Origin of the sequence: Cohnella phaseoli (assembly GCF_003386235.1) — a bacterium.
GTDB lineage: Bacteria > Bacillota > Bacilli > Paenibacillales > Paenibacillaceae > Cohnella > Cohnella phaseoli.
Genome location: NZ_QRDZ01000001.1, coordinates 139,573 through 164,340, shown reverse-complemented (window position 1 = coordinate 164,340; position 24,768 = coordinate 139,573). Strand labels below are relative to the sequence as shown.

The following is a 24,768-nucleotide window of genomic DNA, read 5'->3' as shown; positions in this document are numbered from 1 at the left end:
GCAGCCCCCATTTTTTCGCAAAGTTCTCCTTATAGTGGACATTGGGAAACTTGTATCAAATCAATGAAAACTATAGGGGGTGCTTTAGGTGTGAAAAAGAGCAAAGATTATACCCAGATTTCGTTATTCTAGACAGCGTATTTGATATGGTGCTGCCTTGCGATGGTTCACTTGTTCTTTCCACTAAATTACCCCGCCCGGTATTTGTCCGACCAGTTCACAATTCGGGTTACCTCGTTTCACAGTGGACTGGTACTTCTCCTCAAACCCCCTACAGACTCCGTCTCTTGGATAACGCCCTCCCCATATTGCATTTCGGAGCTTACTCTTGTAAAAATCGTAACCGAAACTGCCTTGCATACTTTGAAGCGTCGGGCACGGCTCTACCGGTTCGATTTATCCAGGCAGCTTGAAAATGCATTTGTTCAAACAATACGAAATCTCCGTGGATCAGTCTCCATCTTCTGTACGTTCACACAAGGAGAGTTATCCCTGAGACCAGCGCACAAAAAGCGACCATTCAGGTAGTAGCCACCAGAATGGTCGCCTTTTGTTTAATTGAGTGCATAAATATACATTCTATTGAATTGTGGAATTTTTCGTCTAATCAATTATGGAACAAATCTAAAGAATTATGGAATTTCACAACAGCGCACACTTTGGTCGAGTCAACGCCTCATCGTTCCATTCTTTTACGAACACTTACTATACCCGCAATTCCCGCAAGTTTTGCAGCCCTCGACGTTCAGCAGAGAAGCCGAGCCGCAGGAGGGGCACAGGTCTTTCGAGGTGTAGGCGACTTTCGGCTTCTCAGCGGTAGAACCAGTCTGAACAGTCACCGCTTCGGATGCCGCGGCCTGCTCGTGCTCTGAAGAGAGCCCTGCATGAGCCTCCAGCGCTTGAGCGACCGCATCCGCGATCGATTCGACACGGTTCGGACCGAAGCCGACGGCGCCGGAACCACCGATACCTTTCAGATGCTTCACGAGTAATTGCACTTTATTTCCGTGATCTCCGTACCTCAGAAACAACGAACAAACTCGACCGAGCGCTTCCGCCATTGCGAATACATCCGAGCCGGCTTTGCCGACGTTCAAGAAAATTTCGCCCGGCGTGCCGTCCATATCGTTGACGGTGATGTAGGCCATGCCGAACGGCGTATTGTATTTGTAGGTCGCACCGCGAAGAATTTTCGGACGGCTCTTGTACTCCTTGTCGAACACTTGCTTTTGCTGCGGAGTGACGCTCGCGTTCAGGGCGGTATCCAAAACCTCAGTCTGACTCAAAACGGTCGCTGACGGAGCCGACTCTGTCTTCGTTTCTTCCTTCTTCTCATCCTTTGCCGTGCTCAGAACCTGTACGTCGCGGCTTCCGTCACGATAAATCGTGACGCCCTTGCAGCCCAGCTCAAACGCAAGCTCATACAGTTCGGCGGTCTCTTCCACTGTAAAGTCCGAAGGACAGTTCGCCGTCTTGGAGATCGAGCTGTCCACCCAACGCTGAATGGCCGCTTGTACACGGATATGATCTTTGGCGGATAAATCCATTGCCGTAACGAACCACTCAGGAAGCTCCTCGCCCGGATGCGCATCCTTCCACTTCTGAGCGATCGGGACAAGCTGTTTATCGAAGCCGAGTCGGCTCTGGCGGTAAAACTCAAAAGCAAAGTACGGCTCAATGCCTGTTGAAGTCCCCACCATTGTTCCAGTGGAGCCAGTCGGAGCCTGCGTGATAACAGTGACATTACGCATGCCGCGCTTCGTCACTGCCTCGCCCACTTCCGGGTAAGTCGCGACCATATTTTTCATAAATCCGCTTTGCAGGAATGGATCGGCTTCAAACGCCGGGAACGAGCCTTTCTCCGCAGCAATCTCCGTAGAGGCCAGATACGCTTCGCGAGCCATAAATCCGTACAGCTTATCGAGAAACTCCAAGCTTTCCGGACTGCCATAACGGATTTCCAACTGGATCATCAGTTCGGCGAGCCCCATCGTGCCAAGTCCTACGCGGCGCTCGTTCTGCTGGTTTTTCTCATTTTCCGGGAAGTGATACGGCGTCTTGTCGATGACATTGTCCAGGAAGCGAGTTGAGTAACGAACGACGCGGGACAGTTCGTCCCAAGCAACATCGTGCTTCTCGGCATCGTAGAACTTGGACAGATTGACCGCGGACAAGTTACAGACACCCCATGCAGGCAAGCCTTGCTCGCCACACGGATTCGTACAAATAATCGGATTAAAATACCAGCTGTTCGACATCTGATTGTAGTATTCCATGAATACTACTCCGGGTTCTGCGGACTTCCATGCGCTCTCGATGATTGTGTTCCAGACGTCGCGGGCCCGCACCGTGCGATAATGCACGATTTTTTTGCCGCGCTGCTTCCACTTATCCAGATCGCCGTCCCAAAGGAAATCGTATTCGGGATCGGCCGAATCTGGGAACACGAGATCCCAATCTGCGTCCTCTTTAACTGCCTTCATGAATGCGTTGCTCACGCAGACAGACAGGTTAGCGTTGGTCACTTGGCCCATCGTTTGCTTCACGGTAATGAAGTCTTCGACATCCGGGTGCCAATCGTTGATCATCAGCATCAAGGCGCCTCGCCGACTCCCCCCTTGCTCAATTAAACCTGTGGTGTAACTGAACAATCCTCCCCAGGACACCGCGCCGCTGGATGAACCGTTTACTCCCTTGACGATCGAACGGCGAGGACGAAGCGAACTCAAGTTGATGCCGACGCCGCCCCCTCTGGCCATAATTTCAGTCATTTCCGTCAGCGTCTGCATAATTCCGCCCCGACTGTCATGAGGGGACGGGATAACGTAGCAATTGAATAGCGTCAGCTCTTCGCTTGCCCCTGCTCCAGCCGCGATCCGTCCCCCGGGAACGAGCTTCCAATCGTCAAGCAGCCAGCGAAATTTCTCCGCCCACACCCTCTGTTTCTCCGCCGTCTCCTCGACGGATGCCATCGCGTTCGCGAGCCGATCCCACATCTCCTCCGGCGTCTTCTCGATAGTTAGCGTGAGCTTCTCGGTCGTCGATTCAACCAACTCTCCGTTGCGAAGCTTGACGGTGACATTTTTACCCTCGCGCGCCACGACCTCTCCGACATCCTTGGAAGGAAACTTCGGATCGTCCTTCGTCAGAACGAGCACGACGTCGCCCACCTTCGTCTCATTGGAGTCCGCGTTTTTCCAAGCGTAACGATCGAGAAATATTTTCTCGCTCAGCCCCTCAAGACGTCTTTCCTGCATCGTTGCCACAGTGACCACCCTCCCGGAAAGCTTAGTATATGGGCACAATCCATGTGCAATCCAAGTTGAATAGGCTTTTTTGATCCTATGTAAATTGTACAATATATTGTGCACTTAATCATTATACTCTCCTATATGTTGTATTTCCATAGACCAAAGGCCTGTAAGCCTTACCGTCTCGGCAACGAATTTATTGCAACCAGTTCCACCCATAAACAAAAACTGTAACTATAAACGATATTCCCGAGCTAATTAGTCCGTTTCTCTCTAGCCTGGTCTTAAAGAAAGTGCTGGACCTTACCTCAAATCTTAATGCTTCTAAGACCCATCCCGAAGGCCAGACGCGTCGAGGCACCTTATTGGCCTCCACTCCTCAGCTTGGGGCGCGTCGAGGCACTTTTTTGGCCTCCATTCCTCAGCTTGGGGCTCGTCGAGGCACCTTTTTGGCCTCCACTCCTCAGCTTGGGGCGCGTCGAGGCACCTTTTTGGCCTCCACTCCTCAGCTTGGGGCGCGTCGAGGCACTTTTTGGACCTCCATTCCTCAACGCGGGAAGCGTCGAGACACTTTTTGGGCCTCCACTCCTCAGCTTGGGGCGCGTCGAGGCACCTTTTTGGCCTCCACTCCTCAGCTTGGGGCGCGTCGAGGCACTTTTTGGACCTCCATTCCTCAACGCGGGAAGCGTCGAGACACTTTTTGGGCCTCCACTTCTCAGCCCGGAGCGCGCCCGAGGCGCTTTTCGCAATCTTCCCCCCAAGGCTTCGGTCCGCTAAAACACAAACTAATCGTCTAAGCCACGAGCCGACAAGTTTCAGGCCTCGTTTTACACTTTTTTTGGGATACCCACCCAAAAAGCCCCCTCCCGTCTCAAGCCTACCCTTAGGCCATTCGGCGGCAACATTAGTCCCTCCCTCTAATCAATCCATGCCCGCCCCGTTTCGAATCCCTCCTAGTTGCTCATACTAGAAGATGGATAATTGCGAGATCGCCAAGGAGGACTGCCGATTGAACACCTCTATTCCATCCGACAACGCCCCGCGCAAGCTTCACCCGCTCGTGGACATGCATGTGGACCGCAGCGCTTTCGAAGATTTGGAGCGGCGGACGGAACGCAACGGCCCTTGGGACGATTGGGCGCTGTACCAGCTCGCCTTGGAAGCGGAGGAAGCGAATCTCGTCACCGACTTCCATGCGCTGCGCTGTCTGTCGCTGCTGCCTCACTTCGAGCCGATGCCCCACCAGATCGATACCGCCCGCCGCGTGCTCCACGAGATGAGAGGCCGGGCCATCCTCGCCGACGAAGTCGGCCTGGGCAAAACGATCGAAGCCGGCTTGATTCTTAAAGAATATATGATCCGCGGCCTCGTGACCAAAGTGCTCGTGCTCGTCCCCGCCTCCCTTGTGCTGCAGTGGGTGCGCGAGCTGAACGGCAAATTCGACATTCCCGCCGTGGCCCAGCGCAAGTCTTATTCGTGGGACAACGACATCGTCGTCGCTTCGATGGATACGGCCAAGCGGGATCCGCACCGCCAGACGCTGCTCGACGGCGAATACGATCTGATCATCGTGGACGAAGCCCACAAGCTGAAAAACAAACGAACAGGCAACTACCAATTCATCAACGAGCTTCGCAAAAAATACTGCCTGCTGCTCACCGCCACGCCGGTACAGAACGATCTGAACGAGCTATACAACCTGATCACCCTGCTCAAGCCTGGCCAGCTCGGGGGCGAGGGAGACTTCGCCGCCAACTTCGTCGCGGAACGCCGCGTGCCGAAGAACGAGTCCAAGCTGCAGGAGACCCTCGGGCAAGTGATGATCCGCAATCGCCGCAGCAGCGGCGGGGTGGAATTCACGAAGCGGCTCGTCACCAACGTCCCGCTCCAACTATCCGCAGAGGAGATGGCGCTCTATGAGGGCGTAACCGACTATGTTCGCAAGCATGCCGCTTCCGAGAATGGCGATATGGCCAGCATGCTGTCGCTCGTCACTCTGCAGCGCGAAGTATGCTCCAGCCGCGACGCCGTCTTCCTGACGCTGATCAACCTGTTCAAGAAGACGACGGAGGATTCTCCGCTGCGCGCCCGCATCTGGGAGCTCGTCGAGCTGATCAAGCGCATCAAAGCGAATACGAAAGCCGAGAAGACGATGGAGCTGGTTCGCAGCCTAGACGACAAGGCGATCATTTTCACGGAATACCGGGCGACGCAGGAATATTTACTGAAGTTTTTCCAGGAGCACAATCTTGCCGCCGTCCCTTACCGGGGCGGGATGAACCGGGGCAAGAAAGACTGGATGATGGAGCTGTTCCGCAAGCGCGCTCAAGTGATGGTGGCCACCGAAGCCGGCGGCGAAGGCATCAACCTGCAATTTTGCCACCACGTCATCAACTTCGATCTGCCTTGGAACCCGATGCGCGTCGAACAGCGGATCGGCCGTGTCCATCGCCTCGGCCAGACGGAGGACGTCCAAATTTTCAATTTGTGCACGCTCGGTACGATCGAAGAGCACATCGTTCATCTACTGCATGAGAAGATCAACATGTTCGAACTGGTCATCGGGGAACTCGACGAGATCATTCAGCAATTCGAGAAGGAAGATACGCTGGAGCGCAGATTAGCCCAGCTTGTGCTGGAAACCGCGGACGGCGAAGAGCTGCGCCAAAAAATCGACGGCCTCGGGGACACGCTGCTGCAAACGAAAAAACGGATGCAATTGGAGAACGCCACATGAATTCGAAACAGGTTCATCGCTTCGTCGTTTCCTATCTGGAATCGAAAGAATGTCACTTTATCGAGAAAAGCCCTGTCGGCGTAACGGTTAAGCTGTCTCCGGACGCGGACCGGGCGCTGTCCAACCGGCCGTATTACTGGAGCTTTGTTGACCGGACCGGCTCTCCCCCGGAGACGATGACGTACCGCTGGTCGTTCGAAAATCCGGCGATGTCCGATCGGATGAACGCCTCGAACGTCTCTTACGTCCTGACGGAATCCGGCCGCATTATCCAGGAGGATGTCTACTTCGGCTCCCGCAGGCTGCACCAGTTGTTCGGCGTCGTTCAGCAATCCGGACGCTGCGTCACCTTGTTCGAGGAGCCTCCTCGCGGCAGGCTTGACCCGTTCGCTTCGCAGCCGTACACAGCCTGGTTAGGCGTGAACTTCAAAGTCGGTTACGAATGCGACATGAAACGGGAGGAGTTGTACTTGTGGGGCGTCTCCCTTGCCACGGGAATCATCGAAGAGCGGTTCATGGATAAGCTGAAGGACCGCAGGCTGACGCCGCGCCTTCCGGCCAACGTCCATCTGCTCAAAAACGGTCTATCCCTGAGAAAAGGGATGGCCCAGCTCGAAGCGGCGCTTGAGCGCAGACTGCGCACCGCCGACTTCTCCTGGGCCGTGGAAGCCGAAGCGCGAAGACAGGACGAACTGGAGCGAATTCGGCAATATTATGATCCCATGCTGGAGCATATGAATCATCCCGACCAGATGGAGCAGAAGGAAGCCGTAACCGCCAGATTCAAGCAGCGGGAAGCGGAAATCGATTGGCAGTACAAGCCGCGCGTGAGCGTCTCCGTCCTGAACTGCGGCATTTTTCACCTGCCGGGTCTTGATTAGGGCCGTGTCTGAATGCTCCGAGGGCAGCAGATATTGCCGAATTTTCGTTCCATGCAAGGAACTTGTGAAGGCGTACCGGAGGTACGTCAAGCAAAAGTGACGCAGCAGGGAGCAAAAAGGCGGTGAAAGATGCCCCTGAGCGAGTTTGCAGACACGCTCTAGACAACGATACGCCGCAAATCGGCAAAAATAGAACTGCCAAGTCCGGCGCTTGCTGACACATTCCAACAGCTTCGGCGCCGTACGTTAGCTACAATGGACAAGCGGCGCCAAAACCTCACAAAAGAAGTTCAAAGAGCCGATTTCGATTACGAATAGCAGGTGATGAAATGATTTTTCTCAAAAGCCGCAACGGAAGCCGCCGCAGAGCGGGCCTCCGCTTTGCCGCAACGGTGGCGATCACGGCCCTTCTCTGGTCAAGCGCGGCGGCTCTGCCGGCTTCGGCCGAAAGCCCGGCGCCCGAACCGAAGTCCAAGCTTGAGCGCCAAGTCGAAAGCTGGGTGGCGACTCTATCGAAGCAAAAACCGTTCCAAGACTGGCAAGCCGCGGATCCCCAGATTTCAGCGCTCGGTCCCGGCACTCACAGCTGGCTGGTGTTGTTTTCGAAGGAAGGACGCGATGTTGGTTACATGGTCGTTCACGCAGTCATGGACGGCTCCTTCCAGCTCGGTGAATACGGAACCGGCCCCCATTCCTTGTTCTCCCTGCAGCAGCTTAAGCGCTCGCTAATCTATAGCGGGCTGGTCTCCGAAGAAGAACTGGGCCTGATTACCGCCGCCAAGCGCTACATTCATCCGTTTGCCGCCGCCTGGGAAGTCTCCGTGGGAGAGCACACTTATTGGCTGGACGCCAAAACGGCGGAACAGCTACCCTTGGACAAGCGCCAATGGACTTCCCTGTTCGACGGAAAATCTTCCGTTATTGGACAAGGTGTCTCGTCTCGCATCGACGACTTGAGACTGAACGAGCTATTCGACGCTTATGAGAGGCTTCCATGGCTCACCAAAGAGGCGCCCTTCTCCGCGAAGGACGCCCGGAAGCTGCAAAAACGTCTTGATGAAGGGAAGCAGCTGCGTTATGTAACGGAGCCGTTCGGGGACGCGATGCTGTATGCAGCTCCGGTCATCGGCTATCAAAGCTGGTCGAACGGCCGTATCGATGTTGCTTTAGACATGGAAGGAACGCGCTTCATTCCACTCGACGATTTGCTCGCACAAGGTCTTTTTTATCGTTAATTCACAGAAGAATCAGCCGAACGCGCCTTATGGCGCGTTTTGTTTTTTCTCTCCGCGCGCCCTCCCCACCAGATCATCAGACCCATCGGGGCCATGCCGAACCATTTGGTTAGCCACAGTTCCTTGCTCCGCGCAGCGCGAGGCTGCTCCTTCTCTTTGGGACGCTCCATGTAGCTTACGACCCGCTCCGTCATATATTTCAAATACTCCGATCCGTCCATTTGGCTCGCCTCCTCTTCTCTAGTATGCCCGTTTCGGAAAACGCTCAATCCTTCTGCATGGGGAAGCCCAATTTGTGTCACGCTATAGAACGGATATAGTCGCGCTTGAGATCGGAGGAGAAAATAATTGGTTTCTCGTATACGTATCGCAATCGTATTGCTTGTTTGCAGCCTAGCTGCCGGTTCAGTCGGCGCAGCACAGGCGCAAGCGCAGCTTCAGCCGACGGTAGCCCCGCCTAACGTGAAGCGCGCTCTTCCTGCCGCCGACGTGCTAATTGATGCAGGCCACGGCGGAATCGACGGGGGCACGCACTGGAACGAAATTCTGGAAAAGGATATCAACCTGGAAATCTCACGCAAGCTCTACCTGCTGCTGCGCGCCAGAGGTCTGAAGGTGATCTTGAATCGCACCGGCGATTACGCGCTGAGCGACGACAACCGCTGGCATCTCAGCCGCTCGCGTCACCGCCGGGATCTGTCCCAGCGCCGCGGTTTGTCCGAAGAAATCGGTGCCGCCGTTTTCGTCAGCATCCATGTCAATTGGTCGCCCAAAAAAACGAAAAAAGGACCGCTGGTCATTCATCAGGTTGAGGGACGCAGCGCAATGCTGGCCGGTTATATTCAAGATAGCCTGAACAGGCAGCAGAATACGTTCCGGCTGCCTCAGGAGGCCAAACAATTTTACTTGCTTAATCGGGTTCAAGCGCCAAGCGTCATCGTGGAAACGGCATTTCTGAGCGATCCGGGAGACCGGGCGATGTTGACCTCCATTCCCGGTCAGAACCGCATCGCCGCAGCGATTGCCGGCGGCATTATGGCCTACCGGCTTTGCAGCCCCTGAGCGGTGAAAGGTCCCGGAAGCGACAGCAGAGCGGACAGCGGAACGAATTCAGCCTTTCCCTTCAGCTCGGGAATGACGGCGCGCAGCGCGTCCGAAGTCGATAAGCCCGGCGGCCCGACGTGGCCGATGGCGACGCAGCGTTCGTTCTTCTGGAGCAGCTTCTTTACTTCTTGCAGTTGCTTCAGTGCATGCTGTCGCGTATAGACGTCGTCGAGAAAGATGTCGTTGCGAACGGTTTCTATGCCGACTTCCTTGGCAACCGCTGGAACGACCGTGCGAAAAGACGTACGGCTATCCAAAAAAATGAGCCCTTTTTCTTTGCACACCTGCAGGACGATTCTCATCACCCTTTTGTCGGCGGTCGCTTTCGAGCCCATATGGTTGTTCATGCCGATTGCGTGAGGCACGTCGGCGATCGCCGCCTCCACCCGTTTGCGAATTTCCCCATCCGACAAATCGGTTGTGATCGCGCCTGGACCAAGCCAGTTTTTCTGTCCTCTAACCGGTTCCATCGGCAGATGAACGATGACATCGTGGCCAAGTCGATGGGCCTTCTCCGCATCTTCCTTGGTCGTCGGCAGGAACGGCATGATGGCGGCCGTCAACTTGATCGGCAAATTCAGCATTTGCTCCGTGCCTTTCATGCCGTTGCCGAAATCGTCGATCACGATTGCGATTTGACGTTTGTCGACTGCATTGCCACCGGACTCGGGAATCGCTGATGGCGACGAGACGGAAGCATTGGCATCCCGTCCCGCCGCAAGAAGGACAAGGCCAAGCGCAAGCTTGCCTAGAAATATTTTTCCTATCCTCATCCGAACTGTCTCCTTCTGCTATACAAGTGAACTACCGACTTAGTATGGGGTACTTTGGAAACGAATATAACCAAGCGAAAAGCGCCATCGATGCCTCCGGACATAGAAATCCCCGCCAGGTGAGCCCGGCAGGGATTATCCGAAATCATTACCGCACGTCTTCGCGGTTTCGGCTGCGCATGCCCGCCAAGCCGAACAGGCCAAGCAAGCCTAGCCATCCCCAGCTAAAGCCGCCGGTTCTCGCCGTCGTCGTTTCCATTCTTCTAACCGTGTTGTTTGCCCGCGTCGTCATATTTGTGGAGCTGTAAGGACGATATGCGTTCATGCGGGTCGAATCGTACGTACCGTAATTTCCGTTGACCCCATGAGTGCCGTTCATATTATAAGTGCTGTAGTTTCCGTTGCCGTACATCCCGTTGCCGTAAGTTCCGTTCCCCAGAGTTCCGTTGATCGTGCGATCGAGCATCGTACCGTCCGTTCTTCCCGCGTTCGGATAGTACGTTTTGTTCGGCACGGTTGCGCCGTTTAACGTCCTGCTGTCGCCGGACATACCCGTCGTACCCGTCGTGTGCTCGGCGAATGCCGGAGTAACGCTTGCCAACGCGATGCATGTGCCGAGAGCCAGACTGGTCGCAATTTTCTTCAAAATTGAACCCTCCTTAAGCAATTTGATTGCCCTAATAAGGTGTCCCCGGCCCAGTGAAATATGCGATGAGGATCGTCGGCTCGCCAGCCATAAGCAGGAAACTCGCGCGGCAAAACGGCCCTAAGCCCAGCCGCGATCCTGCGGCATGTGCTTACGCCCGTTTTTGCCAATATAGGTGAATGTACTGTCCGTATTCGACTACCGACATAAGCTACATACGTGACGATTGGTCATAATTAAACCGCAAGGTGGTGAAAGATATGGGATATCCTGTTGCAGGCGAAGTTTGCGGACCTAAAGGCGGAGTTGCGGGAGCCGCGGCTTTCGCTCTTGTACTCTTCGTCCTCTTGGTAATCATCTTGCGCGCCGGCTGGTGCTAACGGATGACAACAAGCTTTCCCGCCGTTTGGTCGCGCCTGCCGCGACCTGACGGCGGGCTTTGTTTTTTAATCGTTCTTCGAGCCCGTCCAGCGTAAGGAAACGGCGTATCGTTTGGGCGACAGACCTTCCGTCTTTTTGAACAGCTTGCTGAAGTAGTACATATCTCCAATCCCGACCTGGTCGGCGATCGCTTCAATCGTATAGGCGCTGTTTCTCAACAGCCGTTTGGCTTCCTCAATGCGAATGCGCGTCAAATATTCGGAAACCGAAATCCCGGCCGCCTGCTTAAACAGCGTTCCGAAATATTTCGGCGACAGGCCGGCTCTGGCCGCCAGCTTCTTCAGATCGATCGAGGCGGAAAAATTGCTCTTCATATAATCAATGGCGTCCAGCATCATATCGGCATGTGTGTGGTTTACCCGAACGCCCTCTCCGGTCATCAACTCGCCGTGGATCAGTCCGATCAGCCTGAGCATCGCCGCCTTTAGCCAAATTTGCGCGTCGGCCCTCGACTCCTCGAATACGCGGCACAGCTCTTTAAACGCGTCGAAAAACTCATGAACCCGCGCCGGCTTCATCCGCTCGGGGATGTCCATGTCGATCAGCTCCGCATTGGGCCGCTCGTGAAGCCAGCTTGCATCCGGCATGCCTTCTTCGGATTTGCGTCCCAAATAAACCGCATAAGGGGAAAATTCGGCCGCTTCTCCAAGAAAAACATAGTCGAAATGCACGGCAAAGCAGTGCATCGGCTCCGTCTCCGACACAAACATTTCGTTCGTCCGATGCGGGCGAATGTACAGTAAATCCCCTGGCTCCATCGAATACGTCCTGTCCTCAATTCGGAGAGTTCCGCTTCCCTTCACAACATAAATAAACTCGTGATCATAGATGTTCCGCTCTGGATTAACCGCCCCCGCAGCGATCGCCACTTCATGCACGAAACGAACATAGGGAGAGATCGTCCGATAATCTACGCGCGTCGACAAAGCTAACCGCCCCTTCCACCCTTTTCGCCCAAATCCGCTTTTAACTATAGTATAACATCTTCAGCCCGCGTTCCGATTGCCCGATTGCGATTCGACTTTTTTACAAAAACCTCGGATTTCTCTCCATCCTCACCTTGGCCTTTCGGTTGTAGGATAGAAGCATACCACCGCCGAGGAGGAACAACAATGAGTGCAACTACGCCAATTACGCAAGAACATATCGACTTCTATCGCAACAACGGTTTTGTAAAAGTAGACAACATGCTGACAGCCGAAGAGCTGGAGCTGCTGAGGGAATATCTGGAAGAGGCTATGCAGACGACAAGCGATCGTTCGGTCCAGACGGACAAGCAAGGCGGACTGTATTATCGCGTCTTGAATCAGAAGGTGAATACTTGGAGAGATCATGCGGGCATGGGCAAATTCAGCTTCCATGAACGGTTCGCCCAATCCGCTCTGCAATTAACCGGAGCCAATCAAATCCGTTTATTCCACGATCACGGATTATGGAAAATGCCGAACGATTCCAAGCCGACGCCGTGGCATCAGGATACGCCTTACTGGCCGATCAACGAGTCCAATCAGGGCATGCTGTCGATCTGGATTGCCTTGGACGACGTCAACGAGAAGAACGGCTGCATGGCCTTCATTCCGAAATCCCATAAGCTCGGCAAACTCAAAGGCATCGATTTCCTGGACCCGCAAAATATTTTCGATTATGTCGAGGGTGAGCAGCTTGACGACCGCAAGCCGGTTGTCGTACCGCTGAAGGCCGGAAGCTGTACGTTCCATAACGGCCTGACGTTCCATTATGCGCATGCCAACGAGACAGACCGGCCGCGCAGAGCGCTTGCCATCATCTACATGCCGGACGACATTACGTTCAGCGGCGCATCTCATCCCATTACAACAGGATTGAATCTGGAAAAAGGCGATGTGCTCAAGGGACCGCTATTTCCGGTGCTGGCCGTGCGCGGCGCAGACTGACGGCGCCGGCAAGAAAACGCTTACGATTCTGTATCTATAAAAAAGGCGGCGCAGGGATATTTAACTCCCTAGCGCTGCCTTTTTTGCTGCTTGATTAAGTCTTTCCTCCCGCCTTCATCAACGCCTCGGCCATCTCGCGATAACCGCGGTTCTGAGCATGCTTCAGCGGAGTTACGCCATCATTGTCGGCCAGGTTGACGTTGGCCCCGTGTTCGATCAGAAGCTCTACGATTTTCTGATGCCGCTCTCCTCCGTCGCCAAGAATGACGGCTTCCAGCAAAGCGGTCCAGCCCAAATTATTGACATGGTCGATATTCACGTCGGACGTTTCCAGCAGCTCGCGCACGATCTCGACATGCCCGCGGTCGGCCGCCGGGATAAGCGCGGTTCCTCCGAAGCGGTTCGTAATCGTCGTGTCGGCTCCGGCGGCAAGAGCGGCCTTCAGGAAGTCCATTTTCCCCTCCGCTCCCGAATAGAGCAGCGGATTGTCCGAGCGACCGTCTCTGATATTGATGTTAGCCCCTCGCTCTATGAGCATATGAAACAGATCGAGCCGCTCTTCATGTACCGTAATCATTAACGAGGTCCGGCCTCTGCCGTCCGTGGCGTCGATATCGGCGCCCTGATCGAGCAGTCGTTCGGCCGCCTGTCCATCGCCGGCTTGAACGGCTTGCAGCAAATCGTTGTTTAGCTTGTTCATCTCTTGATTCACCTCATGCGTCGATTTCTGTTCCCCGTCCGTCAGCAAGGAGTTCACCTGAACCCCGCAGCCCGCGAGCGCCGCAGCCAGAACGATCAAGCCCAAGCCGTTCAGCATTGCAAGCCGCCGCCTTCCTTGTCGCTTCATTTCGCTTCACCTGCAATTTTACAGTTTAAGCTCCGCTTTGGATTGCCCCGCCCAGTCTCCGACCGGAATAACCGTATAAACCGCGCCCGGAGTCAGCTTCGACTCGGCGGCAAGATCGAATACGCCCGTTGCGCCTTTGCGGCTGGAGAAACGGTAAGTCGCAGTCAGCTTGTTGCCGCTCTCGTCGGTCAATTGCACGCTGCGTCCGGAGAACAGCTCGTCTCCCGGATCGGTCGCCAGAACAACGTTAATCGACGTTTCGTTAACTGCCTCTGCGCCGATCATTTGCAGCGAAGCGATATCCTTCGCAACGAAGGTCGGATTAGCGATCTGCGCCCAATCCGAAGCAACGGTGTACTTCACGCCCGGCTTCAACGTCTCGCCTGCAGGCAGGCGGAATTTAGGCTCTTGCTTGCCGTCCGTCGATTGCGTGAACGGCACGTATTTGGCGATCATCGGCTGTCCGCCTTCCGGCGTAATCGTGACTTCGCGCGCTTGGCCGGAGGAAATGATCTGATAGGTTTTGCCGTTCTCGTCCTTGTTGTCCTCGTCCAGTACGAAAGCGTTGGCGCCGCGGCCTCCGCTGTAAGCGGCAATAACGTAACCGTAGTCGACTACTCCGTTTGCCTTCAGCGCCTCTACCTCGAATGTATCGTTAGTCACTTGTCTCGCTTCGGTCATATTCGGTTTTACGGCGCTGCCGGTGAATGTGCCCGCCGCTTGACCTTTATAGGTCAACTTGTACTCCGTACCTGCTTTCTGCACAGTCGTCGGTACAATGTAAGTCGCAACGGAGCCCGTCTTCAGCCGCGGCATGTTGCTGATCGCAAGACCGTCGTTAAAGGCGAAATCCTCTTTCGCTTTAGCGAATGCTTCATTGTCCGCCGTCAGCGGCTTGTCGAAGGTCACGATCAGCGTAATGGCGTTCAATACGCTTACGTTTGTGATACGAGCGTCGGCCGCAGGAATCGCCTCGTGGGCATTCGCCAGCAAATAAGCCGTCTCGCCGCGCGTTGCACTGCTGCCTTGCGCATAGAAATCCCTTGCCCAGTAGCTGACCGACTTGGCGTCACGCTTCAGCGCCTTGGTCACAGTCTGGAGCAGCTCGTCGTCCGTTACGACCGCTTGCGGCTGAAAACGTCCGTCAGCCGCATCCATAATTTGCTGTTCCACCACTCCGGCCGCATAGCCGGCATACCATGCTTGCGGCTTAACGTCCGCGAAGCCGAGCTCAGAGCCGCCTTGAATGCCGAACGCCAGAGATACCAGCTTCGCCAGTTCGGCGCGCGTAATCGGGTTGTTCTCTCTTATGCTGCCATCCTCGTAGCCGTTCATCACCTTGAGATCGGCAAGACGATCGACCGCCTCTTGAATCGCTTGTGCGGTCATCGGCGCTGCGGCTGCAGGCTGCGCCGCCAGCGGCAGAGCTCCGGCTCCCAGTGCGGCCGTCAGCGTCAGGACAGCCAGTTGCTTCGAATATTTGTTCATCGATAATTCCTCCTCTAAGTGATATAAGTTGTACCGAAGTATTAGGGGATGCCCATTGCATTCCGAAAGGAATGGTTTTGCTGGCTTCAGACAGGTTGTTTCCGAGTTGCTTGGATTGATAAGACCTCTATAGGTCAGCAACTCAAAGCCAAAACTTGCAGCAAAACCATTTCCTTTCTCCATTTCATGGGATCTTCTCTTCCCCGTATCTACCGTTCAACTTATAGCCATCGGTTTGTTGTGGCCTTGTCTATAAGCTTAAAGGAGAGAGCTAAACTGCCTAGAAACTCGGGATTAACAAATTCGAAAATAAAGATTAACAAATTCTAAACGGCTATGTCCATGTCCACCTACACCGAAAACCGATAACCCGCCCCCCAGACCGTCTCGATATACTGCGGGTCGGACGGATCGACCTCGATTTTCTCCCTCAGCCTGCGAATGTGCACCGTTACGGTGGCGATGTCGCCGTTGGAATCCATGCCCCAGATCCGCTCGAACAGCTCCTCCTTGCTGAAGACGCGGTTCGGATGGCTCGCCAGAAATTCCAGCAGACCGAACTCGCGGGTCGTAAACACGACCTCGTTATTGCGCACCTGCACTCGCCGGGACGCCTTGTCGATAACAAGCCCGCGAAAACGCAGCTCCGTGTTTGCCGCCGCCTCCCGCTTGCCCATCAGCCGCTCGTAGCGAGTTAGATGCGCCTTCGCTCTGGCCACCAGCTCGCTTGGGCTGAACGGCTTCGTAATGTAATCGTCGGCTCCCTGATGAAAGGCGCGGATTTTGTCGATCTCCTCTTTCTTGGCCGATACGACCAGAATCGGAACCTCCTTCTCCTGCCGGATGCGATTGCACAGCTCGTAGCCGTTCATTCCCGGAAGCTGCAAATCGACAATAACGAGTGCGTAATCGCCTTGCAGAGCGAGCCGCAGCCCTTCGTTCCCCGAGTGGCACAAGTCGACGTGAAAGCCGTTCAGCTCGAAGTAATCCCGCTCCAGCTCGGCGATCGACGTCTCGTCTTCAATGATCAGAATGCGTGTCGTCATCGACTGCCGCTCCCTCCTTATTCGTAGGCCGCTTCAAGGTAAAATAAAAACTCGTGCCGACCCCCTGCTCGCTGCTCGCCCATATAGAGCCGCCATGTCCTTCGACGATTTGTCTGGCGATGGCCAAGCCGAGCCCGCTGCCCCCCGTCGAGGAATTGCGGGATCTCTCGGCGCGGTAGAAGCGGTCGAAAATATGCGGAATGTCCTCCGGCGAGATGCCGATGCCGTTGTCCCGAATTTCCACGGTGACTTGGTTCGAATCCCCCCGAACGGAAACGCGAATCGTCTTGTACGGCTTGTCCGTAAACTTCTGCGCATTGCCGATCATATTCAGCACGACCCGTTTCAGCTTCTCGAAATCGGCCACGACCGGAACGGCGCTCTTCGGACGCTCGTCCCATTCCAGCTCGATGCCCTTCTCCTTGGCCACGTAACGCTGTTCGTCGATACAATCGTCGAGAAAACCGACAATGTCCGCATGCTCGAATTGAAACGGAACCTGGTTCAAGTCGAGCTTGGAATACAGGAACAGCTCGTCGACGAGCTTGTCCAGGTCGTTCGCTTTTGAATAGATGATGTTGACGTACTTGTCCATCTTCTCCGGCGTATCCGCCACCCCGTCGCGAATGCCCTCGATATAGCCTTTGATATTCGTAATCGGCGTACGCAAATCATGCGAAATGTTCGAGATCAGCTCCTTCCGGCTTTCCTCGTCCCGCAGCCGGAGCTCTACCGATTCCAGCAGCCGCTTGCGCATATTTTCGAACGTCTCGTTGAGCTGGCCGATCTCGTCCTTCGAGCGCAGGTCGAGCGAATGCCGGAGCTGGCCTTCCTTGATCCGTTCGGCCGAACCGCGCAGCAGCTCGAGCGGCTTGACGACGCTGCGAGTTATCCACCGGTACAGTAGCAGATTGGCCGCGACGATGACGGCGACAAGCAGAATGACGAGCACGGGAAGCAGCTTGCGAACGACCTCGCCGAACGGGCTGCGCTCGCGAATAACGAATACGCCTCCTTTGGCCCCGTCGGAAAACCGAAAATCGAATTTCGCGTAGGCGTAAAACCGTTCTCCGATGTTAAACGTATTGCGAATCTGGTTGTTGTCCAGATCGTAGGCGGGCAAATAGTGCTCCAGCTCAGGCTGGTTAAACGTGCGCGATTCGAATACCTGATTGCTTTCCCGGCGGACGTAGAGACCGGCCCGCACCGTTTTGAGCTTGAAGTCGTACTCCTCCAGCAGCTTGCCGTCCTCCAGACGGTCCGGTTCGTTTTTGGCCAAATACTTCAGCTCCAGGAAGATCGACTCCTCCTGTTCCGTCAAGGGATTAAGCTGATAGTGAACCTTGTAGAAATCGCGAAAGCTGCGAATGTCTCCCGTGGCCGTAATTGCGAATAGACCGGCGGTCAGCGCGACGACGAGCAGACTGACGATCAGCATGCCCGTATAGGAGAGCAGCAGCTTGATGCGGATGGACACGAACCTCACCTCGTCCCAAGTATCGCTTCGGATGCGGCCTGTTTGCCGCCGATTCGCCTTACCAGAATGAGACTGCTTGCCAGCAGCACGAATGCGCCGAACAGATACGGCAGATCAAGATGAATATCGAACAGAATTCCGGCCAGCAGCGGACCGAATATTGTACCGAGGCTCGTATAGGCGTTGTTCATTCCCGCCACGAAGCCTTGATCCTCTCCGGCCGCCTTGGACAGCAGCGTATTCATTGTCGGACGCAAAATATTGTTGAACGTAAAAAACAGCATCGTGACGAACATGACATAAAAATAGTTGCCCGATAGCAGTAAACACGCCAACGTAACGGCCGACAGCGTCAGCATCGCGCCGATAATTTTCTTCTCGCCGAATCGCCGGCATATCCGGTCCGTCAGCACGATCTGGTTCACCGTGCCGATCAGCGAGCACAGCGTGAGCAAAATCGCGATCTCGCCCGTGCTGAAGCCGTAAGCTTGTACGACGTAAAGCGGGAAGATCGCCTCGAAGTGCGTCAAGCCGAAGGTCATCGCGAACACGATCAGCAGCAAAACGAAATACCGCGAGCGTACGGACAGCACGATCTGGCGAAACAGATTGGCTTTCTTCTCCTGCATTCGCTGTCGTAGCCGGCGAATTTCGGGATTAAGCGATTCCGGCAGCAGCGCCAGGCTGCAGAGCATAGCGAGCAAACCTACGGTCGCAGATGCATAGAACGGCGTCTTCAGGCCCAGTTCGGCCAGCAGCCCGCCGACTCCCGGTCCGATAATAAAGCCCGACGTCATCGCCGCCCCCGACCAGGACATCGCCTTGCCGCGCTGTTCGTCCGTCGTAATATCGGCGGCATACGCGATAATGGCGGGAATTAACGCGGCCGAACCGACTCCGCCGATCAGCCTCGATACGAACAAGAGAGAAATATCCCAAGCTAGAGCGGCCAGCAGGTTGGATATCGAGAACAGAATCAGTCCGACTATAATGAGCGGTTTGCGGCCATAGCGGTCGGCCAGATTGCCGGCCATCGGCGAGAATAGAAACTGCGTCAGACCAAAGCACGACACGAGATAACCCGCAGCCTGTCCTCCGGCTTCGAACAGCTCGAGCAGCTCCGGCAAAATCGGAATGACGAGCCCCATACTTAAATTCGCGAGAAACATGTTGAGCAGCAATAACGGAAATGCAGATTTGAATTTCATTAACGATCTCCTTAACAGGAAGCTCATTTCAATCCGATAGGGATCGCTTTGTCGGCTTCAAAATAGGTTGTTCAACTTACAGTCCATAATTACATTGTAGGCTTTCGGGATATTGCCATCATCGTATAGCCAGACTAAAAAGTACGTGATTCAATTAGGCACCTTGCACAATTTCTCCAGTTGGTCAGTGTTGATTGGGATTGATCTGCTGCAAGGGATGCTGAAAAGCGCAAGGTGATGATGGATTTGGATGATGTGGCGCGCCTCTGCGATTTTGGCGCTCGACCGGATCAAAGCATGAAAAATCGAGGGAGTGAAGCTGAAGATTCGACAGGACTTCGTCGACGATCCTGTCACTGGCAGCATCTTGTGCAAGTACATTTAAGCAGTCCTTATGCGACTTGCATAATTTAAGTGTGACACCAACTACTCATTGTCGTGCACATTGGAGCTGGCTGAAAACGGCAAAGGGAAAATGATCTGCTTCCGTAGATTTATTTAGGCCGCGCCGAAAGAGAGTACCCGCTATTCCGCTGGCGAAGCAAAAGCGTTCGGAGAAGGGCTTTGCCGCCGGCCCTGGCAAAGCCCTTCCATTTCTCCCTATCATGGAGTCATCTCTTCTCCAACGCCCCGGCCACTAGCTCTCCTCCGAACAGCACCGCTTTGCGCTCCGCTCTCCGCGCCACCGCTTCCGCGGAGCAGCTCGCCTGTACAAGCACAACGTCGGCCGCATCGCCGGGTGCCGGCCAGACGCGGCGTCCTTCGGCGTCGAGCGGCGTTACGCCCCCGGTAATATAGCCGAGCGATTGCGCCAGCGAACGCTCGTCCACAAACCGGTACAGCTCGGCCAGACGACCCGCTTTCTCCAAGCAGTCCCCGATGCCGAACGGCGACCAGTGGTCGGTAATGCTATCGTTGCCAAGCCCGATGGCGACGCCCTTGGCATGCATCATCGGCAGCGGCATAATCAAGCCCCCGAACGGCACGGTAGACGTAATCGAGATGCCCAACTCGGCGAAACGTCCCGCCAGTTCGGCGGCGGCCGCAGCATCCCCGGCGAAGGCGAACGCGTGGCTGACCGTCACTCGGCCCTGCCAGCCGGCCTGCTCGGTCAGCTCGGCAACTCGTTTCATCGTCGCGAGTCCGGCGTCGCCCCCGTCGTGGACGTGAATATCCACGCCCGCGTCCGCTTCGATCGCGATGTCCATCACCGTCTGCAGCGAGCGATCGATGTCGCCGTCGACGGTCGCCGGATCTACTGCGCCGACATGCGTCGCGCCTTGACGCATCGCTTCGCGAACAAGCTCTACCGCATTGGAGCGAAGCAGACCGTGCTGGGGAAAAGCGACGACCTCATGCGACAGCTTGCCGGAATACGTATCCAGCGCCCGCATGGCGGCCTCCATGTTCCGCAGCCCGACGACCGGATCGATGTTGCAGTGCGTCCGAACATGCGTCGAGCCGAAGCCGAGCAGCATCTCCAGCATTTTCTCCGCCCGCTGCTGTGCGGTCGGCAGCAGCTTCGGCAGCAGCTCCCGCTCCTCTTCGATTCTTCCGAATACGCCGTTCGCCGGCCTGACCGCCTTCCAAGGCCCGCCGTAATAGGTCTTGTCGATGTGGATGTGCATTTCTCTAAAAGCGGGCAGCAGCAGCAGTCCCGCCGCATCGCGCCGCGGCAGCCCGTCCTCGGGAAGCTCGCCGAAGGCGACGGAAGCTATTCGCCCGTCCTCGATGCGAATATGGTGCAGCTGCGCATCCGTGCCCACGATATCGCCTTCCTCGTAGCGGTAACCGGTTTCCAGCAAAACGTTCACAAGCCAATAGACGGATTTGTTCATAAAGACGTCCTTTCCAGCGCTCCCGCTACTATCGTTCCCCGATGCATGACGGCAGGCCGCTTGGCCCTGCGGGCCACCGTCTCGGCCGAACAGCTCGCCTCCGCGAACACGAAGCTCGCCTCGTCCCCGAGCTTCGGCCAAACTGGTTGGCCGTCCTTATCCAGCGGCGTGACTCCCCCCGTAATAAAGCCCAAAGCTTCGGCCAGCTCTTGTTCCGTTTTGCGGCCGAAGCGCTCGGCCAATCGCCCCGCCCGCTCCAGCACGTCTCCGTTGCCGAACGGCGACCACGAATCGAAAATATTGTCGCAGCCGACCGCTACATGTACACCGCGGTCGTGAAGGAACGGAACCGGCGGAATCGCACGGCCAAGCGGCACGCTCGTAATAATGGCAATGCCGCTGTTCGCCAGCAGTTGCGCCGTTTCTTCCGCTTCCTCGCCTTGCATATCGGCCAGCGCGAAGGCATGGCTGATTGAAACCCGGCCCTGCCAGCCCGCTTCGTCCGCAAGCTGGGCCAATCTCCGAATCGTGTCCAGACCGATGCGTCCCCCGTCATGCAGATGCAGGTCGACGTCCGCGTTCGCTTCGACGGCAAGCTCCATCATCGTCTGCAGCGACTTTTCCATATCGCCGTCCACTGTATGCGGATCGACCCCGCCGACGAGCCCGCAGCCGCCGCGCAGCGCCTCTCTGACTATTCCCGCGCTTTGCGTACGCAGAAGTCCGTGCTGCGGGAAAGCGACAATCTCGCTCGTCAGCTTGCCTTCGAACGAGGCCAGCGCCTCCTGCAACGCCTCCAGATGACGCAGCCCCGCCTCCGGATACAAATCCACATGCGTTCGAATGTGCGTCGATCCGGCTCGAAGAAGCAATTCTAGCAGCTTCTCCGCCCGCTCCTTCATCGTTGTCCTCAGCGTTGGCAGCGTGCGAGCCTCGATCTCGAAGCGTTCGAACAAACTTGCCGCAGGACGAACCGGACGCCAGCGATCGCCCAGCAGCGTTTTGTCCAGATGGCAATGCTTCTCGATAAAAGGCGGCAGCGCCAGCAAGCCGCGAGCGTCGAGCTGCGGCAGTCCGTCGATATCTCCCGCATCCAACATGTTTGCGATAGCCGTAATTTTGCCGTCCTTGATGCGAAGTCGGAACAACCCGGTTTTCGTCTCCGTTACAGCCCCGCTCTCAACCTCGTGCCCCGTCTCCAGACGTACGTTAAGCAGCCAATAAGCATTGTGCAATGTAGTTACCTCCCCTGCCTGTTCGCAGTTTATCTTGTATACTAACACGAACGGATGCATCTGAAAAATAGTTCTTGCGGAAAAGTCGTCTGCAAACAAAAGCGCCGCAAGCGGAATCCGCTTACGGCTCTCGGGTCGTTCCCGCCGTTTCGGGAACGTGATATTGGCGAAATTCGGTGGGCGTCAGACCGATCTGCTTTTTGAACAGAGTGCTGAAATAGCGGGAGTCGGGGTAGCCGACCTTGTCTGCGATCTCGTACACCTTGTTCCGCTCGTCCATGAGCAGCTCCGCCGCCTTCTTGATCCTGTAGGTCGTGCAAAATTCGAGGAACGTATAGGAGGTTTTGCTCTTAAACAGCTTGCTCAAGTAGCTTTCGCTGATGTGCAGATGGTCGGCGATGCTTCGGAGCGAGAAATTGCGCTCCAGGTTCGCCTCGATGTACGCGATCGCCTCGGCCAAATATCGATCGTTCGGCTTCGCGCCTCCGACGGGAGCCAGCTTGCCGGGCAAGCCGACGCTTTCCGCCGAGCGCTCTCGCAGCGCCAGGTCGTATTTCCGCTTCCGGCCGATCGCTTCCACCGTCTTCGCCAGCACGGCGTCCAGCTCCGCATCGTCGATCGGCTTCAGAATAAAGCCCTGCGCCCCGAGATCGACGGCCGCCTTGGCATATTTGAAGTCGCTGAAGCCGGTAATTAGAATAAATTCCGTGTCGCTCGTCTCCCGAACTTTGCGCATCATCTCGATGCCGTCCATGCCCGGCATCCGGATGTCGGTGATGACGATGTCCGGATGCAGCTTGCCGATCAATCTGGCGCCCTCCAATCCGTCGCCCACCTCTCCGATCACCTCGCAGCCGTAGTCGTGCCACGGCGTTGTCATGACCAGGCCTTTGCGCAGCAGCTGTTCGTCCTCGACGACCATGATTTTGATCAAGCGGTCTCCTCCTTCCGGCGATACGGAATTCGCAGCGATATGCGAGTGCCAACCCCGGATTCGCTGTCGATATCAAGCCCGTAGGCTTCCCCATAATAGAGCCGAATCCGGTTATGCACGTTATTGATTCCGATGCCGCCTTGATGCGTCCCTCCGCGAATGGCGGCTAACGTCTCCTCGCTCATGCCGATGCCGTTATCCTTGATCTCGACTTCAAGCTCGTCCCCGCTCCTTCGGCAGACGATGCTCAAATCCACGTTGCCGACCTTATTCTCGAAGCCGTGCACGATGGCGTTCTCGACGAGCGGATGAAGCAGGAGACGGGGAATCGTGGCGTCCAGCGCCTCTTCGTCGATGCGGATCTCCATGCTCAGGCGGTCTGCGAACCGGATGCGCTGGATGTACAGATAATGCTCGATCAGCTCCATTTCCGCGCCCAGCGTCGTCTCCTCGTCGTCCACATGAATCATCCCCCGCAGCAGTCTGGCAAGCTGCACGACGATGCCTCCGATCTCCTTCGTCTGGTTCATCTTCGCATTCCATTTAATCAGATCGAGCGTGTTATAGATAAAATGGGGATTCAGCTGCGCCTGCAGCGCCTTAATCTCGGCGATGCGAAGCCGCCTCTGCTCATCCTTGGCGCTGGCGATCAAATCCTTGATCTGCGTCGCCATGGCGTTAAAGCCGCTGGCCACGATGCCGAATTCGTCGACGCGCCGCGACTCGATCCGAACCGCGAGATCGCCCATCGAGATGCGTTTCATCGAATGAGCGAGCTCGAAGATCGGCTTGGATACGTATTTCGACAGCTTGTAGGCACACCATAAACAGATAACGAAGCTGACTGCAGCTGCGACGGCGAACAGCGTCTGAATGAACCCCATGCTCTGCTCCACGATGGCGCCGGGAGAATAGCCGTAGACGGACAATCCGAGCTTCTTCGAGGCTACGACCTGAAGCAGGTCTCCGCTCCCGATCTCCGCGGGATCCCGTTCCAGCGTTCCTTCCCGCTCTGGCTGCTTCGTATGGATCACCGTGTAGGCATGCCCGTCCAGCACGACGAAATCCATGGCGAACGGAGCGTCGTAAGCGCTTACGATATCGGCGATCAAAGATCGGGGAAAATCTACGATCAGGTAGCCGAGCAGTTCGCCGGAGGCCGAATGAACCGTTTGCACGAGGCTGAGCACGACTTTGTCGCCCTGAAGGCTTTCGTAAGCGTGCGGATAAGCCCGTATCTCCCCCTCCGCCTCATGGGCGGTGCGGAAGATGCCCCACCCGCGGTATTTGACCGGATTGTAGATCGACGGCAGCTCGCGGGTCGAATAGCGGGCGCTGCCGTCGGCGTTGATCAGGTAAATAGCCGCTTTGTTTTTCTTGCCCGCCAGCAGCAGGTGCATGCGCTGCTCGACGTTTTTCTTCAGCTCGGCGTTCCCGCCCAGCAGCGCCTGCCGCACCTCCGGCAGCTCGCCGATCGTATTCATAATGCCGTCGTATTCCTCCGCAAGCGCGTCGAACCTTTCCGCCGCCCCCGCCACTTTGTCGTGCAGCTGCTGGCGGTACTGTTCGAGAAAAAAGCGCTTCGAGAAGCCGTACGTCATCGATCCGATGATGAGCAGCGGGATGACGCCGACCAGGACGAAAAAAATCAGCAGCTTGTTGTAAAAGCTTAACTTTCTGCGCATGCGGATGATCTCCTTAGGCGATTCTAGGC

Annotated in this window: 19 protein-coding genes; 5 read left to right on the top strand and 14 right to left on the bottom strand. The window is 55.9% G+C overall.

Annotated elements, in window-relative coordinates:
* Positions 1-692: 692 nt before the first annotated feature.
* The gene (locus DFP98_RS00635) at positions 693-3,257 is read right to left on the bottom strand and encodes an adenosylcobalamin-dependent ribonucleoside-diphosphate reductase (RefSeq protein ID WP_246016374.1); all 2,565 of its coding nucleotides are present in this window, start codon (positions 3,255-3,257) and stop codon (positions 693-695) included.
* 1,060 nt (positions 3,258-4,317) lie between these two features.
* Here DFP98_RS00635 and DFP98_RS00625 point away from each other — a divergent pair.
* The 3 genes from DFP98_RS00625 to DFP98_RS00615 all read left to right on the top strand — a co-directional run bounded on the left by DFP98_RS00625 (position 4,318) and on the right by DFP98_RS00615 (position 8,104).
* Positions 4,318-5,988 (top strand): DEAD/DEAH box helicase, encoded by a 1,671-nt coding sequence (locus DFP98_RS00625; protein ID WP_246016373.1) that lies wholly within the window; start codon positions 4,318-4,320, stop codon positions 5,986-5,988.
* Positions 5,985-6,869, top strand: coding sequence for a YqhG family protein (locus DFP98_RS00620; protein ID WP_116058618.1), 885 nt, complete (start codon positions 5,985-5,987; stop codon positions 6,867-6,869). The genes DFP98_RS00625 and DFP98_RS00620 overlap by 4 nt, the downstream gene beginning before the upstream one ends.
* Before the next feature lie 329 nt (positions 6,870-7,198).
* Positions 7,199-8,104: a hypothetical protein gene (locus DFP98_RS00615; RefSeq protein WP_116058617.1), complete on the top strand. Its 906-nt coding sequence runs from the start codon at positions 7,199-7,201 to the stop codon at positions 8,102-8,104.
* On the opposite strand, the gene DFP98_RS00610 is transcribed toward DFP98_RS00615, so the two are convergent.
* Positions 8,101-8,325, bottom strand: a complete 225-nt coding sequence (locus DFP98_RS00610) for a YqzE family protein (RefSeq protein ID WP_116058616.1) — start codon at positions 8,323-8,325, stop codon at positions 8,101-8,103. The two genes, DFP98_RS00615 and DFP98_RS00610, sit on opposite strands and share 4 nt — an antisense overlap.
* A gap of 127 nt (positions 8,326-8,452) precedes the next feature.
* Between DFP98_RS00610 and DFP98_RS00605 the strand changes: the two genes are divergently transcribed.
* Entirely contained in the window at positions 8,453-9,166 is a 714-nt protein-coding gene (locus tag DFP98_RS00605; protein ID WP_246016358.1) for an N-acetylmuramoyl-L-alanine amidase family protein, read from the top strand.
* On the opposite strand, the gene DFP98_RS00600 is transcribed toward DFP98_RS00605, so the two are convergent.
* The 3 genes from DFP98_RS00600 to DFP98_RS00585 all read right to left on the bottom strand — a co-directional run bounded on the left by DFP98_RS00600 (position 9,145) and on the right by DFP98_RS00585 (position 11,994).
* Positions 9,145-9,981, bottom strand: coding sequence for a divergent polysaccharide deacetylase family protein (locus DFP98_RS00600; protein ID WP_116058615.1), 837 nt, complete (start codon positions 9,979-9,981; stop codon positions 9,145-9,147). The two genes, DFP98_RS00605 and DFP98_RS00600, sit on opposite strands and share 22 nt — an antisense overlap.
* Positions 9,982-10,129: 148 nt before the next feature.
* Positions 10,130-10,627, bottom strand: coding sequence for a WGxxGxxG family protein (locus tag DFP98_RS00595; RefSeq protein WP_116058614.1), 498 nt, complete (start codon positions 10,625-10,627; stop codon positions 10,130-10,132).
* 446 nt (positions 10,628-11,073) lie between these two features.
* Positions 11,074-11,994: an AraC family transcriptional regulator gene (locus tag DFP98_RS00585; RefSeq protein WP_116058612.1), complete on the bottom strand. Its 921-nt coding sequence runs from the start codon at positions 11,992-11,994 to the stop codon at positions 11,074-11,076.
* 186 nt (positions 11,995-12,180) lie between these two features.
* Here DFP98_RS00585 and DFP98_RS00580 point away from each other — a divergent pair, with 186 nt between their 5' ends.
* The gene (locus tag DFP98_RS00580; RefSeq protein WP_116058611.1) at positions 12,181-12,981 is read left to right on the top strand and encodes a phytanoyl-CoA dioxygenase family protein; all 801 of its coding nucleotides are present in this window, start codon (positions 12,181-12,183) and stop codon (positions 12,979-12,981) included.
* Between the two features lie 94 nt (positions 12,982-13,075).
* Here the strand turns inward: DFP98_RS00580 and DFP98_RS00575 are convergent, their stop codons facing one another.
* From DFP98_RS00575 to DFP98_RS00535, 9 genes are all read right to left on the bottom strand, one after another.
* A complete protein-coding gene (locus DFP98_RS00575) occupies positions 13,076-13,828 on the bottom strand; it encodes an ankyrin repeat domain-containing protein (protein WP_425455499.1) in 753 nt (250 codons plus the stop codon).
* Positions 13,829-13,846: 18 nt separating this feature from the next.
* Complete coding sequence (locus DFP98_RS00570) at positions 13,847-15,316, bottom strand: S-layer homology domain-containing protein (RefSeq protein WP_116058609.1); 1,470 nt, start codon at positions 15,314-15,316, stop codon at positions 13,847-13,849.
* Between the two features lie 350 nt (positions 15,317-15,666).
* The gene (locus DFP98_RS00565; protein WP_116058608.1) at positions 15,667-16,362 is read right to left on the bottom strand and encodes a response regulator transcription factor; all 696 of its coding nucleotides are present in this window, start codon (positions 16,360-16,362) and stop codon (positions 15,667-15,669) included.
* Complete coding sequence (locus DFP98_RS00560; RefSeq protein WP_116058607.1) at positions 16,337-17,839, bottom strand: sensor histidine kinase; 1,503 nt, start codon at positions 17,837-17,839, stop codon at positions 16,337-16,339. Before DFP98_RS00560 ends, DFP98_RS00565 begins: the two co-directional genes overlap by 26 nt.
* A gap of 5 nt (positions 17,840-17,844) precedes the next feature.
* The gene (locus DFP98_RS00555) at positions 17,845-19,047 is read right to left on the bottom strand and encodes an MFS transporter (protein ID WP_116058606.1); all 1,203 of its coding nucleotides are present in this window, start codon (positions 19,045-19,047) and stop codon (positions 17,845-17,847) included.
* Between the two features lie 611 nt (positions 19,048-19,658).
* Positions 19,659-20,885: an amidohydrolase family protein gene (locus tag DFP98_RS00550; protein WP_116058605.1), complete on the bottom strand. Its 1,227-nt coding sequence runs from the start codon at positions 20,883-20,885 to the stop codon at positions 19,659-19,661.
* On the bottom strand, positions 20,882-22,120 hold the full coding sequence (locus DFP98_RS00545; protein ID WP_116058604.1) for an amidohydrolase: 1,239 nt from the start codon (positions 22,118-22,120) through the stop codon (positions 20,882-20,884). The genes DFP98_RS00550 and DFP98_RS00545 overlap by 4 nt, the downstream gene beginning before the upstream one ends.
* Before the next feature lie 121 nt (positions 22,121-22,241).
* Positions 22,242-23,054, bottom strand: coding sequence for a response regulator transcription factor (locus DFP98_RS00540; RefSeq protein WP_116058603.1), 813 nt, complete (start codon positions 23,052-23,054; stop codon positions 22,242-22,244).
* A complete protein-coding gene (locus DFP98_RS00535; protein WP_116058602.1) occupies positions 23,051-24,739 on the bottom strand; it encodes a cache domain-containing sensor histidine kinase in 1,689 nt (562 codons plus the stop codon). The genes DFP98_RS00540 and DFP98_RS00535 overlap by 4 nt, the downstream gene beginning before the upstream one ends.
* Positions 24,740-24,768: the final 29 nt, after the last annotated feature.

Bases quoted from the DNA above. Each gene is read 5' to 3' on its own strand.
- DFP98_RS00625 (WP_246016373.1), top strand. From the start codon at position 4,318: ATGCATGTGGACCGCAGCGCTTTCGAAGATTTGGAGCGGCGGACGGAA.
- DFP98_RS00635 (WP_246016374.1), bottom strand. From the start codon at position 3,257: ATGCAGGAAAGACGTCTTGAGGGGCTGAGCGAGAAAATATTTCTCGAT.
- DFP98_RS00600 (WP_116058615.1), bottom strand. From the start codon at position 9,981: ATGAGGATAGGAAAAATATTTCTAGGCAAGCTTGCGCTTGGCCTTGTC.
- DFP98_RS00555 (WP_116058606.1), bottom strand. From the start codon at position 19,047: ATGAAATTCAAATCTGCATTTCCGTTATTGCTGCTCAACATGTTTCTC.
- DFP98_RS00615 (WP_116058617.1), top strand. From the start codon at position 7,199: ATGATTTTTCTCAAAAGCCGCAACGGAAGCCGCCGCAGAGCGGGCCTC.
- DFP98_RS00620 (WP_116058618.1), top strand. From the start codon at position 5,985: ATGAATTCGAAACAGGTTCATCGCTTCGTCGTTTCCTATCTGGAATCG.
- DFP98_RS00565 (WP_116058608.1), bottom strand. From the start codon at position 16,362: ATGACGACACGCATTCTGATCATTGAAGACGAGACGTCGATCGCCGAG.
- DFP98_RS00610 (WP_116058616.1), bottom strand. From the start codon at position 8,325: ATGGACGGATCGGAGTATTTGAAATATATGACGGAGCGGGTCGTAAGC.
- DFP98_RS00580 (WP_116058611.1), top strand. From the start codon at position 12,181: ATGAGTGCAACTACGCCAATTACGCAAGAACATATCGACTTCTATCGC.
- DFP98_RS00550 (WP_116058605.1), bottom strand. From the start codon at position 20,885: ATGAACAAATCCGTCTATTGGCTTGTGAACGTTTTGCTGGAAACCGGT.
- DFP98_RS00575 (WP_425455499.1), bottom strand. From the start codon at position 13,828: ATGAAGCGACAAGGAAGGCGGCGGCTTGCAATGCTGAACGGCTTGGGC.
- DFP98_RS00570 (WP_116058609.1), bottom strand. From the start codon at position 15,316: ATGAACAAATATTCGAAGCAACTGGCTGTCCTGACGCTGACGGCCGCA.
- DFP98_RS00535 (WP_116058602.1), bottom strand. From the start codon at position 24,739: ATGCGCAGAAAGTTAAGCTTTTACAACAAGCTGCTGATTTTTTTCGTC.